The organism is Streptomyces tateyamensis, assembly GCF_003205575.1.
GTDB classification, from domain to species: domain Bacteria; phylum Actinomycetota; class Actinomycetes; order Streptomycetales; family Streptomycetaceae; genus Kitasatospora; species Kitasatospora tateyamensis.
Genome location: NZ_PYBW01000053.1, coordinates 19375 through 32296, shown reverse-complemented (window position 1 = coordinate 32296; position 12922 = coordinate 19375). Strand labels below are relative to the sequence as shown.

The following is a 12922-nucleotide window of genomic DNA, read 5'->3' as shown; positions in this document are numbered from 1 at the left end:
GTCAGCTGGTGGCGAACTTCGCGGCCAGCTGCGGGGTGGAGACCAGGCCCACGCCGGCCAGGCGGGCCAGCACCCGGCCGTCGCGGCGCACCGCGGTGACCGTCACGCTCGCCGAGCTGCCGTTGACCGTGCTGGGCTCGACCACCACCAGGAACGGCTCGCCGTCCGGCAGCGGCTGGTGGAACTCGGCCCGGGCCACCGAGAGCGGCAGGCTCGCGGTCTGCTTGAACCGGCGCATCCAGACCAGACCGGCCTGCAGCAGCAGGTCCGCGGTGCCGGGCGCGTACAGCCGCCCGGCCCAGGCCCCGCCGGCCGGCCGCTGCTCGGCCAGCGCGCACTCCAGCACCAGCCGGGACTCCTCGGCGGCCAGCACCCGGCGGATGCCGCGCAGCGCCTCACCGTGGAACAGCGTGCCGTCGCGGTACAGCTCACCGGCATCGGTGCCCTCGCCCAGCGCGGGCAGCGCCATCGGGTGGCCGAGCTCGCCGGCCGGGTCGGCGCCGAGCACCACCGAGGCCGCGTAGTGCGGGCGCAGCGCCCCCTCGACCGTGACCGAGCGGATCACCACCTCGGTGGTCGCTTGGTCGCCGGCGGGGGTGGCGGCCAGTTGCAGCCGGGCCGGCTCGGTGCCGTCCAGCACGATGCCCTTGTGCACCGCGAAGTCCCGCACCTGGCGGACGGTGCCGCCGGTCAGCCGCTCCACCGCGCCGACCGCCCAGCCCAGGGCGAGCGCGGCCGGCAGCACCGGGGCGTCGCCGATCACGTGGTCGGCCACCATCGGCTCGTCGGCCAGCTCTGCCAGCTCGCGCTCCAGCACCGTCTCCTGACCGTGAGTCAGCAGCTCGGGAGCGGCCGGGGCGGAGAGCGGGGTGGTCGGGCCGAGCACGGTGACCACGTCGTGGCCCCGGTCGGCGGCGAACTGTCCGGTGAACAGCTCGGCCCCGGCGTCCGGACCGATCAGCGTGATGCCGCGCTCCTGGAACACCGCCTTGATCTGCGGCGAGACCATCCCGCTGTCCCAGGCGCCCCAGTTGAGCGAGCTCACCCGCACCCGCGGGTGCTCGCGCTTGAAGGCGCCGGCCCAGGCGTTGAGCACCTCGTTGGCCATCGCGTAGTCGGACTGGCCCTGGTTGCCGAAGAACCCGGCGACCGAGGAGAAGAGCAGCAGGTGGCGCAGCCGCTCGGGCTCCAGCGCGTCCAGCACCGAGCGCAGCCCGCCGAGCTTGGTGGCGAACACCCGCTCGATCTCGGAGGCCTTCTTCTGCGCGATCAGCTGGTCGGCCAGCACCCCGGCACCGTGCACCAGGCCGGTCACCCGGTGGGCGTACGGCGCCAGCGCGGCAGCCGTGGCCGCGGCGTCGGTGAGGTCCACCGCCAGGTACTCGGCGCTCGCGCCGGCCGCGGTGACGGCGGCCAGGGTGGCGCGCACCTCGCGCTCGCCGACCACCGCCTGGTAGAGCTGCTCGACCCGCTTGGGGGTGGGCTTCTCGCCCTGCTCCTTGAGCCGGGCCACGGCGGCCGCCTTGAGCTCGGCGGTGCCGGTCACGCCCTGGGCCCAGGCCGGCTCCTCCCCCAGCGCGGTGCGGCCGATCAGCAGCAGGCCGGGCCGGTGGGTGCGGGCCAGCTCGACCACGCAGCGGGCGGTGATGCCGCGTCCGCCGCCGGTGACCACCAGCAGGTCTTCGGGGCCGAGCTCGGCCACCTCGGCCCCGGCCGGGCGGGCCGGGAAGGCCGGGCGCTCGGCGAGGGTCAGCCGGTGGCGCCGGCCATCGGCGCTGCGGGCCACCTGGACGGGGGACGGCTGGGCGTCCTGGCACTCGGCCAGGACCAGCTCGGCACCGCGCTCGGTGGTCAGCGCCGGGGCCAGGTCCACGGCCCGGCAGAACAGCTCGGGGGCCTCCACCGCGAGGGTCTTGACCAGGCCGCCGTAGCCGCCGGCCGGGGTGAGCTGCTCGGCCACACCGGTCAGGCCGAAGGCGCCGTCCAGCCGGGTGACGGTGACGAAGGCGGCCCGGCCCCTGGCGCTCTGGCGGCGCAGCGGCTCGACCAGGTGGCGGGCCACCAGCAGGGTGTGGGACAGGCGGCGCAGGCCCTCGGCCCAGTCGGTGTCCTGGCGGGTGGCGAAGGCCAGCACCAGGCTCACCGGCTCGGCCAGCAGCTGCTCGGCGCGCTCGGCCAGCTCGGTCGGGCCCCAGCCGGTCAGCGGGTGGTCCTGGGCGCCGTCGATGGTGCGGGTGACGCCGGGCAGCCGCAGGGCCTTGAGCTGCCAGCCGGCCGAGCGCAGCCGGGCGGCCACGGCCGGGACCAGCTCGCCGCCGTCGTCCACCAGCAGCGCACCGCCACCGGCCGGGTAGGCGGCCACCAGGTGGTCGGGGTGCGGGAGTTCGGCGAGCGCCGCCTGGGCGCGGCCGATCCCGGCGGGGCGCGGCGCGGGGGCCGCGGCCGGACGGGCCGGGGCTTCGGGCGCAGCCGGGGCCGAGGCCTGGGGCTGGGCCTGGGCCTGGGGAGCGGCCGGAGCCGGGGCCGGCGTCGTGGTGCCGGTCATGAAGTCGACGATCTGGCCGAGGGTGCGCAGCTCACCGAGCTGCTCCGGACCGACCGGAGTGTCGGAGGGGAACCGCTCCGACAGCACACCCATGATCTCGACCCGCTTGATCGAGTCGATCCCCAGATCCGCCTCGACATCCATCCCCAGCTCGAGCATCTCCGCCGGATAGCCCGTCTTCTGCGAGACCACCTCCAGCAGAGCCTGGGTCACCTGATCCGCAGTCACCCCGGAAACGGGGGCTGCCGAAGCAGGTGCGCCGCCTGAGACGGCGGTCATGAAGTCGACGATCTGGCCTAGGGTGCGCAGCTCACCGAGCTGCTCCGGACCAACCGGAGTGTCGGAGGGGAACCGCTCCGACAGCACACCCATGATCTCGACCCGCTTGATCGAGTCGATCCCCAGATCCGCCTCGACATCCATCCCCAGCTCGAGCATCTCCGCCGGGTAACCGGTCTTCTGCGAGACCACCTCCAGCAGAGCCTGAGTCACCTGATCCGCCGTCACCCCGGAAACCGGAGCCGGCATCACGGCAGCAGGAGCGCTGCCCGCGACCGCGGTCATGAAGTCCACGATCTGACCCAGCGTGCGCAGCTCACCGAGCTGCTCCGGACCGACCGGAGTGTCGGAGGGGAACCGCTCCGACAGCACACCCATGATCTCGACCCGCTTGATCGAGTCGATCCCCAGATCCGCCTCGACATCCATGCCCAACTCGAGCATCTCCGCCGGGTAACCGGTCTTCTGCGAGACCACCTCCAGCAGGGCAGCAGCGACCTGGTCCGCCGTCACCGACGGTGCAGCAGGCGCCGGGGCGGGGGCCGGCGGCAGCACGGGTGCCACCGGCGCGGCCGCCACGGGCGCGGGGATCACCGGGGCCGGCGCCGCAGCCGGGACCACCGGGGCCGGGGCAACCGGCGCAGCTGCCACGGCAGCAGGCGCAACCGGGGCCGGGGCCAGAGCCACCGCAGCCGGCGCGACCGGCGCCGGGCTGACCAGCTCGGCCGTCACCGGAGCACCGGCACCCGCACCCGGGGCCAGCTCCATCGCCGCCAGGTCCCGCAGGATCTCGTTCGCCCGCAGGTGCGTGCGCCCGATCGCCAGGCCGTGCTCCTTCACCGCCGTGACCCCGGGCAGCACGTGGTCCACCCGGCCCTGGTCGGCCGCGTCCTCCAGCAGCCCGGCGAGCCGCTGGGCGCTCTGCAGCTGGCCGTTGAGGTAGTCGTCGTGCAGCGCCAGGTGATCGGCGATCAGTTTGGCCAGCCGGTCCGGCTGGTGGTCCCGTTCCACAGGGGGCGTCTCCTGATTCGGTGTCGGCGCGGCGGGCAGCGTGGCCACCGCGACAGGTGCGGGCTGGACGGGCGCGACCACCGCCGGGGCGGGAGCCGCCACCGGGACGGGAGCGGGGGCAGGAGCGGCCGCCGGCGCGGGCGCGGTCGGCAGCGCCACCCGGTACCCGTTGCGCAGCGCCTCCTGGTAGGCCGCCTTCCGCGACTGCGGGACGTAGTTGATCCCGTTCAGCGGCACCGTCATGCCCTTGCGCGGCGCGACCTCGACCGGCGCCGCGACGTACCGGTCGGTCAGCGCCAAAGGCAGCCCGATCACCGCGAGTTGGGCAACGGCCCGCTTCATCGCCAGATCCGCGTCGGCACCCGGGCCCGGGTCCAGCCGGACCGCCTGGTGCGGGCGCTCGCCGAGGATCCGGTCCACCAGCTTGGTCAGCACGCCCCGCGGGCCGAACTCCACGAAGGTGCGGAACCCGGCCGCGTACATCTCCTCGACCCGGTCGGCGAAGTGGACCGGGTTGACGAGCTGCTCGGTGAGCAGCTTCCGGTTCGCCTCGATGTCCGAACCGTAGGAGCCACCAGGGGTGTTGGCGAACACCGGGGTCTTCGGCCCGACCACCTCGACCTGGGCCACCGCCGCCGTGAAGGCCCGCACCGCATGCGCCACGAACGGGGTGTGGAAGGCCGCCGAGACCGGCAGCCGGCTGATCCGCACCGGGCCGCCGGCCGCATCGGCGACCAGTCGCTCGACCGCGGCGGTCGGCCCGCCGACCACCACCTGGTCCGCCGCGTTGCGGTTGCAGACCACCAGCTCCGGGTGGTCGGCGAGCAGCCGGGCCACCGTCGACTCGTCCGCCGAGATCGCCGCCATGGCTCCGGCGTCGTGGTCGGCGGCCGCCTGCGCGGGCGGCGCCATCGCCGCACCGCGGGCCCGGGCGAGCCCGAAGTACGCCTCGTCGGAGAGCGAGCCACCGGCCCAGAGCGCGGTCAACTCACCGAAGCTGTGGCCAAGTTGACCGTCGGCCGCGAAGCCGAGCTCGGCCAGGTAGCGGAACTGCCCGACCGAGAGCGCGCCGATCGCCGGCTGCGCGTACTCGGTGCGGCGCAGCGCCTCCTCCTGCGCGGTGCGGGCGGCCTGGTCGAAGGCGGGCGGCGGGAAAGCCACCCGGGCCAGCGTCCGGTCCCCGCTGAAGTGCTGGTTGGCCTGGTCGAAGGCGGCCCGCAGCGGCGGCAGCGCGAGCACCGCGTCCCGCCCGGGGTTGACGTACTGGCTGCCCTGCCCGGCGAAGAGCGCCCCGACCTTGCCGGTCTCGGCCGCCCGCCGGCGGTACCAGACGCCCTTGGGGTGCGCCCAGCTCGCCGCCTCCGGCTTGCCGCGCAGCTCCTTGACGGCCAGCTCGCGCAGCTCGGCCGACTCCGCCTCACCGCGCGCGGCCAGTGCCACCCGGGCGTGGTCGGCCGGCACCGCGGCCGCCGAGTCCACCCCGGGCGCGCCCGAGGCAAGCAGCTCGGCCAGCGCGGCCGCGTCCGGCGCGTGCCACAACTGCGCCTTGGCCACCGGGAAGAGCACCTGCAGGTCGTCCCCGGTGCCGTGCTCCTGGAGCACGAAGTGGAAGTTGGTGCCGCCGAAGCCGAACGAGGAGATCGCGGCCCGCCGCGAGTCCCGCGCCGGGTCCTTGATCCACGGCCGGGTCTCGGTGTTCACGTAGAACGGGCCGCCGACCGCCGAGCTGGGCTCGGTGACGTTGATGGTGGGCGGCAGCAGCTTGTGGTGCAGGGCCAGCGCCAGCTTGATCATGCCGGCCGCACCGGCCGCCGCCTTGGTGTGCCCGATCTGCGACTTGACGCTGCCGATGGCCGCGAACTGCTGCTCCTCGGTGCTCTCGGCCACCACCTCGGCCAGCGCGGACAACTCGGTGGCGTCGCCGACCGCGGTGCCGGTGCCGTGCGCCTCGAACAGCTCGACGCTGGCCGGCGAGGCGGCCGCGTCCTCGTACGCCCGGCGCAGCGCGACCATCTGGCCCTCCTTGCGCGGGGCGTAGATGGACTTGAACCGCCCGTCGCTGGAGGTGCCGATGCCGCGGATCACCGCGTAGATCTCGTTGCCGTCCCGCTCCGCGTCGGCGAGCCGGCGCAGCGCCAGCATCCCGATGCCCTCGCCGATCAGCGTGCCGTCCGCGTCCTTGTCGAACGGGCGGATGCTGCCGGCCTTGGAGAAGGCGGGCGTCTTGGAGAAGCACAGGTACATGAAGATGGTGTTCTCGGCGTCGCAGCCGCCGGCCAGCATGGTGTCGGCCCGGCCCTCCAGCAGCTCGCTGACCGCCGCCTTGGTCGCCGCCAGCGAGGAGGCGCAGGCCGCGTCGATGGTCATGTTGGTGCCGCCGAGGTCGAGCCGGTTGGCGATCCGGCCGGCCACCACGTTGCCGAGCATGCCCGGGAAGGAGTTCTCCTCCCACGGCGCGAAGGCCAGCTTGAACTTCTCGGCGATCTCCTCGGCGTCCCGCTCGCTCAGACCGCAGCTGCGCACCACCTCCTTGAGCACCGGCGTCTGCAGCCGGGCCGACAGCGGCTGGGTCAGCTGGTTGGCACCGGTGATGCCGAGCACCACTCCGGTGCGCGCCGGGTCGTACCAACTCCCCTGCGCCCCGGCGTCCTTGAGCACGTCGCGAGCCACCGTCAGGCTGAGCAGCTGGAGGACGTCGGTGACCTCCAGGGTGGTCGGCGGCAGGCCGAACTCCATCGGGTCGAACGGGACCTGCGGGATGAACCCGCCGCGCTTGGCGTAGGTCTTGTCGGGGGCCGTCGGGTCCGGGTCGTAGTGCTCGGCGACGTCCCAGTGGGTGCTCGGGACCTCCTCGATGCAGTCGGCCGCCGCCACCACGTTGCCCCAGAACTCGCGCAGGTCACGGGACTTGGGGTAGAGCGCGGAGAGGCCGACGATGGCGATCGGGTTGCTCGCCAGCCTGCGGTCGAGGTCGTGGTCCGACGGGGGGAGCTTGCTGGGCTGGGATTCGTTCACGGCAGGGCTCTCTTGGTCTCTTCGGGCCTGGCGCGGCCCAGGGGAGGGAGCGGAGCGGTGGGCACGGTCAGCGCTGCGGCCGCCGGTCCGGGCGGACCAGCTCGGCGATCAGCGCAGCGGCGTCCGGCCGGGTGAGCATCGTGTAGTGGTCGCCCGGGCAGGAGTGCACGGTCAGACCGTGCCGGGCCAGCGGCTGCCAACCGAGGGTGCGGTCACCGGGCAGCAGGCTGCGCTCGGCGGTGACCAGCACCAGCGGCACCGAGGCCGGCACCGGGCGGTACGGGGCGGTCAGCCGGTTGTTGCGCAACAGGCCGTCCACATAGGTCTCGTAGAGCTTGCGCAGGCCCGGCAGCGAGGTGTCGGGGAGCAGGGCGCCGGCCGCCACCGCGGCGTCCAGCACCAGCAGCAGGCCGTCCTCGGTGCCGCAGCCGGCCAGCCGGGCCGGGTCCAGCGGCACCGGCCGGCCCCGCTTGGCACCCAGGTACATCCCGAACCAGCCCAGCAGCAGCGGGGCGTCCAGCGCCTCGTCCGGCTGCTGATAGCCCTCGGTGGGCGCGATGCTGTCCAGCAGCACCAGCTCCCGCGGGCGCCGGTCGGCCGGCAGCAGCTCGACCATCGCTTGGGCCACCACGCCGCCGAAGGACCAGCCGACGAGCGTGTCGCCCGGTGCCAGCTCCAGCTCGGCGACCAGCCGCTCGGCCAGCGCCTGCACCGTGGTGTCGGCCCGGCCGCCGGTCAGCGCGGCCTCGAAGTACGCGGGCAGCCCGGACAGGTCGAGCACGGTCAGGCCGTCGCCGTCCGGCAGCGCGTCGGCCAGGTTGCGGTGCACCTCGGCCGCCAGCGCCCCGGGGTGCACCAGGTGCACCGTGCCGTGGCCCGGCTGCGCGGCGCGCAGCCGGTGCACCGGCCCCGGCTGCGGCCGGCCGCCCTGCTCAGGCCGTGGCCGCATGCTGTCCCTCGACCTGGGCCTGCTGCTGGACGGTGGACTCCTGGGCCAGGAACTCGGCCAGGTCCTTGATCGTCGGGTGGTACCAGAGGGTGGTGCTGCCCAGCTCGAAGCCGAGCCAGTTCTCCAGCTCGCCGGCCAGGATCAGGGCCTCGGTGGAGTCCAGATCCAGCTCGTCGAAGTACTGCTCCGGGGCGATCTCGCTCTCCGGCACCCCGACACGGTGGGCAATCTTCTCGATCAGCCACTGCTGGGCCTGCGAAGCGGTCACTACGGTCACGGGAGGTCCTCCCTGATCACGGGCCCGGACGGGCCGTCAGGAACGCGGAAACGGGCGTCGAGCAGCCGGCGCGGGCAGGCTCGACCTGGGATTGGCATGGGATTGACGTGCGGCGGCACACCGAGTGACGGACGGGCGCGCGGCGTTTCGGGCAGACGGGTGCCCGGGACGGGGAAGGGGATGAGGGTAGGGCGGAGGGACCGGCCGGTCCGGCCGGCGCGGGCCCCCGGGCACTGGCTGACCTGCCGTGATACCAGGGCCCCGCGTCTTGTTGAGGAAGGTACGTCCGGCTCTGATGACCGCGCAACTGGCCGAATGCGAACCGTCCCGACTGGGCCACCTGGCGCTGTCCGCAGCGGATATGACGGACTTTCGGTCATTCGGGCGGGACGTTCTGCTGACGTTTTGTCCATCAGGGAAGGCGCAGGCCAGCGGCGGAATCGGCGCTCGGCGGCGGGCTGCGCGGGGGGCCGGGGCCACCAGCGGGCCGATTACCCTGAGTTGTTCAAGTGAGGATGGCAGAAGCCGCCCCCGGGGACTCCCGGGAGCGGCTTCGTCGGTCGGCGAAGGGTCGCTCAGGCCAGCTGGACCACCGCGCGCGACATGCCGAGCACCTTCTGCCCCTCGCTGGTGGCCAGCAGGTCCACCTGGACCCGGCGCCCGTCCAGCAGCTTGGCCACCTTCCCGGAGACCTCGACCACCGCGCCGGCCTCGTCGTTCGGCACCACCACGGGGCGGGTGAACCGCACGCCGTACTCGACCACCGCGCCCGGGTCGCCGGTCCAGTCGGTGACCACCCGGATCGCCTCGGCCATGGTGAACATGCCGTGCGCGATCACGTCGGGCAGGCCGACCTCCAGCGCGAACTTCTCGTTCCAGTGGATCGGGTTGAAGTCCCCCGAGGCGCCCGCGTAGCGCACCAGAGTGGCGCGGGTCACGGGGAAGGACTGCGCCGGCAGCGCGGTTCCGACCTCGACCTCGTCGAAGCTGACAGCCATGCCTACTCTCCCGCCTGCTCGTCGGCCGCCCGGGCGACCAGGGTCATGACGGAGGTCACAACCCGCTCGCCGCTCTCCTCCACCAGTTCGCCGCGCACGGTCAGCACGTCGTTACCGGCCAGCGACTTGATGTTGTCGATGGTGATCTCGACCCGCAGCCGGTCGCCGGCCCGCAGCGGGCGGCGGTAGCTGAACTTCTGGTCCCCGTGCACCACCCGGCTGAAGTCCAGCCCCAGCTCCGGGTCCTCCACCACCTGTGCGGCGGCCTGGTAGCTGAGCACGAACGGGAAGGTCGGCGGGGCGATCACGTCCGGGTGACCCAGGGCCTTGGCCGCCTCCCGGTCCAGGTACGCCGGGTTGAGGTCGCCGACCGCGATCGCGAACTCGCGGATCTTCTCCCGCCCCAGCTCGTACGGCTCGGTGGGCGGGTAACTCCGCCCGATGAAGGAGGGGTCGAGTGCCATGGGGGACTACTCCTCAGTTCTCCGTGTGCAGAAATGGCTCGAGGCCGCACCCTAAGGGGTGCGGCCTCAAGTCGAAGACCTGGTACAGCCAGGCCCGGCGACTCCCTAGGGGGTCAGCGGGTCTCGCGGTGCGCGGTGTGCGAGTTGCAGCGGGGGCAGTGCTTCTTCATCTCAAGACGGTCCGGGTCGTTACGCCGGTTCTTCTTGGTGATGTAGTTCCGCTCCTTGCACTCCACGCAGGCCAGCGTGATCTTCGGGCGGACGTCGGTGGCAGCCACGGGAGTGCCTTCCTGAACAATGGGTGATGACAAGACAAGAGTAGCCGACCGGGAGTGCGATCTCCCGACCGACTACGCGGGGTAGCGGTGACCGGACTTGAACCGGTGACACAGCGATTATGAGCCGCTTGCTCTACCAACTGAGCTACACCGCCACTTGATGAACAACCTCCGCCGAGGCGGAGGCGACTCATCAGAGCCCCCATGCGGAATCGAACCGCAGACCTTCTCCTTACCATGGAGACGCTCTACCGACTGAGCTATAGGGGCGAACCGGTTGAACGAGGAAGAGATTACACGGTTCCGAGCCAGAGATGAAATCCGTATCCGGGCGGCAAGATCGCAGGTCGGCAGCGTCGCACGAGCACACGACCCCGGTGTCGCCGTTCGACTCCCGGCGCAGCGGCGCCCGCCGCTCAGCGCGAGCCTCCCCGCCGCACGCCTGCGCTGACCATAGGCTCGACGGCCAAGTGACCCGGCGTTGATCTTGCTCCATTTGATCCAGCCGCGGTGTCGGTCGTGCGGAGCGAAGCGAGGTGGGCGGCTTGACCACGGACAGCCCCGACGGGCCACAGCACGACGGCCGGCACGACGGGCCGAAGCCGACGGGCCGGGCGGACGGATCCGCGCCGGAGGGCCGGGCGGACAGCCGGGCCGACAACCGGGACGACGGACCGTCGCAGGAAGGCCGGTCCGGCTCGGCCGGCACCGGAGCGGGCGGCGGCGGCAACCCGCTCGGCCACGGCCCCGTGCTGCTGCTGGCCGGCGCCCGGCTGGCCGACGGCCGGGTGGTGGACGTGCGGATCAGCGGCGACCGGATCCAGGCCGTCGGTACCTGCGGCAGCCTGGGCCCGCTCCCCCAGTCGGCGCTGCCGGCCGGCGCCGACCCGAGCGGGGTGGCCGGCGCCCGGATCGACCTGACGGGCTACCTGTTGCTGCCCGCGCCCGCCGAACCGCACGCCCACCACGACACCGCCTTCACCGCGCTGACCCCCGCGCCGCCCGACGAGCCGGTCGCGCCCGCACCGGCGGACCCCGGCGGCGTGGCGCGCCGGGTGACCGAGGCCGCGCTCACCTCGCTCGGCTACGGCGCCACCGCCCAGCGCACCCATGTGCGGATCGGCGACGTGCACGGACTGCGCCGGCTGGAGTCGGTGCTGACCGCCCGTCAGGCCCTGCGCGGGCTGGCCGACCTGCAGGCGGTCGCGGTGCCCCGGCTGCTCACCGGCACGGCCGGCGCGGACGGACGGGCCCAGCTGCGCGAGGCGCTCAAGCTGGGCGCCGACGCGGTGGGCGGCTGCCCCGAGCTGGATCCGGACCCGGTCGGCTTCGTGCAGGTGGCGGCCGAGCTGGCCGGCGAGTTCGACTGCCCCGTCGACCTGCACCTGCGCGGCGGCGATCCGGCCGCGCTGGCCCGGATCTGCGCGCTGCTGGCGCCGCTGCGGCCGCGGGTGACGCTGGGTCCGCTGGACCAGCTGCGGCGTGGGGCGGGGGCGGCGGCGGAGGGGGCGGGACTGGACGGGGCGGGCCTGGACGGGGCGGGCCTGGACGAGGTGGGTGTGCTGCAGGCTGCCGGGGTGCACGTGGTCTGCCTGCCGCAGAACGGCGGCTGCGCCGCGCTCGACGGGCCGCCCGGCGGACTGGACCCGGCGGCGGTACACGAACTGACGAGCCGCCGGCTCACGGTGGCGGCGGGCAGCGGCACGCTGCGCGACGCGGTCAACCCGGTCGGCCGTACCGACCCGCTGGAGGCCGCCTACCTGCTCGCCTCCTGCGGGGCGCTGACCCCCGCCGCCGCCTACGAGGCGATCAGCGGGCAGGCCCGGCGGGTGCTCGGCCTGCCCCCCGTCCGGGTGGACGCCGGGTTCCCGGCCGAGCTGCTGGCGGTGCGCGGCGAGACCCTGGCCGCCGCGCTGGCCGGCGGGCACAGCCGCCTGGTGGTGCACGGCGGCCGGGTGGTGTCGCGGACCAGCGCGGTGCGCGAGTTCGCCGACACGGTGGCGCTGGCGCTGCCCCGGCAGGGCGGGCCCCAGCGGCACTGAGGCACGCCGCCCCTGAACGACGACCGGCCGGCTCCAGCCGGCTGACTGCGGGGCCCGACCGCGTGACGCCCGGAATCCAGCCGGGTGACTACGGGATCCGGCTGGGGGTGTCGTGCGTCTCAGCTGTATGCGCCCTCAACGGATCGTCCCGTGCGCCGCTGCCCTGGCGGCCCTGTTCACGCTGGCCTCCTGCGGGAGCTCGGCGCCCTCCGCCTCGGTGTCCGTCTCCTCTTCTCCCTCCTCCCCCGTCGCCGTCTCGCCCCCGCTCGGGCTCGACGAGCACGCGAACGGCACCACCGTCCGGGTCGCGGCGGGCGGCACCGTGGTGGTGACCCTGCACAGCGCCTACTGGTCGGCGCTGACCAGCTCCGCCCCCGCCGTGCTGGCCCCGGCCGGCTCGCCGAGCACCTCGCCCGGTACCTGCCCGCCAGGGGGCGGGTGCGGGACGGTGACCGCTGTCTTCCGCGCCTCCTCGCCCGGGACCGCGCAGCTGACCGCCTCGCGCACCTCCTGCGGCGAGGCCCTGGCCTGCGCGCCGGACCAGCGCAGCTACCAGGTCACGGTGACGGTCAGCGGCTGAACGCGGCACTCCAACTCGCTTGGCTAGACGTGCAGTTGCGGGAGCGGCCGCGCCGGCACCGGGCGCCTGCCCTCCCTACCCCCGTGCGGATTCCGCACCGTCCGCCCGGACTACGTGGAGCGGCTGTGGGACGTGGTGAACTGGGCCGCCGTTGCCACGTGGTTCACGGCGGCCACGGCGAGCTGACCGCCCCGGCCCGGCCGCACCCGGAACTACCGCTTCAGCCCCCGGTACCGCCGGGCCAACTCGGTGAGCTTCTCGGGCCGCGCCGCGCCATTGAGCTCGTCAAGCAACTCGTCCGGGCACAGCTCGTACAACTCCCCCCACCACCGCCGCATCTTCGCGTTCCAGACCCGATACCCCCCGGGCACCCCCCTGGCCACGTACCGCCGACTGCTCATCCCCGCCCCCTCCAGTCCGTAGGCAACATTGGCGACCACGCGTCTCGATGCTCTGTCACGCGTCGAAGCCAAGTCCAGCATCA

At 73.9% G+C, this 12922-nt stretch carries 9 protein-coding genes and 2 tRNA genes; 2 read left to right on the top strand and 9 right to left on the bottom strand.

Annotation, left to right across the window (positions count from 1 at the left end; translation table 11 throughout):
* Position 1: 1 nt before the first annotated feature.
* From C7C46_RS16790 to C7C46_RS16755, 8 genes are all read right to left on the bottom strand, one after another.
* A complete protein-coding gene (locus tag C7C46_RS16790) occupies positions 2–6850 on the bottom strand; it encodes a type I polyketide synthase (protein WP_110670460.1) in 6849 nt (2282 codons plus the stop codon).
* Between the two features lie 67 nt (positions 6851–6917).
* Positions 6918–7799 (bottom strand): thioesterase domain-containing protein, encoded by an 882-nt coding sequence (locus C7C46_RS16785; RefSeq protein ID WP_110670458.1) that lies wholly within the window; start codon positions 7797–7799, stop codon positions 6918–6920.
* On the bottom strand, positions 7783–8076 hold the full coding sequence (locus tag C7C46_RS16780; protein ID WP_110670456.1) for an acyl carrier protein: 294 nt from the start codon (positions 8074–8076) through the stop codon (positions 7783–7785). The genes C7C46_RS16785 and C7C46_RS16780 overlap by 17 nt, the downstream gene beginning before the upstream one ends.
* Positions 8077–8651: 575 nt before the next feature.
* Complete coding sequence (locus tag C7C46_RS16775; protein WP_110670454.1) at positions 8652–9074, bottom strand: MaoC family dehydratase; 423 nt, start codon at positions 9072–9074, stop codon at positions 8652–8654.
* Between the two features lie 2 nt (positions 9075–9076).
* Positions 9077–9538, bottom strand: coding sequence for a MaoC family dehydratase N-terminal domain-containing protein (locus tag C7C46_RS16770; RefSeq protein WP_110670452.1), 462 nt, complete (start codon positions 9536–9538; stop codon positions 9077–9079).
* Between the two features lie 113 nt (positions 9539–9651).
* On the bottom strand, positions 9652–9816 hold the full coding sequence (gene rpmG, locus C7C46_RS16765) for a 50S ribosomal protein L33 (protein ID WP_006604855.1): 165 nt from the start codon (positions 9814–9816) through the stop codon (positions 9652–9654).
* An 82-nt stretch (positions 9817–9898) separates the two neighbouring features.
* Positions 9899–9971, bottom strand: a tRNA-Met gene (locus tag C7C46_RS16760).
* Between the two features lie 42 nt (positions 9972–10013).
* Positions 10014–10086: transfer RNA gene (locus tag C7C46_RS16755), tRNA-Thr, on the bottom strand.
* Positions 10087–10361: 275 nt separating this feature from the next.
* On the opposite strand from C7C46_RS16755, the gene C7C46_RS16750 reads away from it, so the two are divergent.
* Positions 10362–11858: an amidohydrolase family protein gene (locus tag C7C46_RS16750; protein ID WP_181442391.1), complete on the top strand. Its 1497-nt coding sequence runs from the start codon at positions 10362–10364 to the stop codon at positions 11856–11858.
* A gap of 127 nt (positions 11859–11985) precedes the next feature.
* On the top strand, positions 11986–12438 hold the full coding sequence (locus tag C7C46_RS16745; protein WP_110670450.1) for a hypothetical protein: 453 nt from the start codon (positions 11986–11988) through the stop codon (positions 12436–12438).
* Between the two features lie 212 nt (positions 12439–12650).
* Here the strand turns inward: C7C46_RS16745 and C7C46_RS16740 are convergent, their stop codons facing one another.
* The gene (locus C7C46_RS16740) at positions 12651–12839 is read right to left on the bottom strand and encodes a hypothetical protein (RefSeq protein WP_110670734.1); all 189 of its coding nucleotides are present in this window, start codon (positions 12837–12839) and stop codon (positions 12651–12653) included.
* Between the last annotated feature and the right edge of the window lie 83 nt (positions 12840–12922).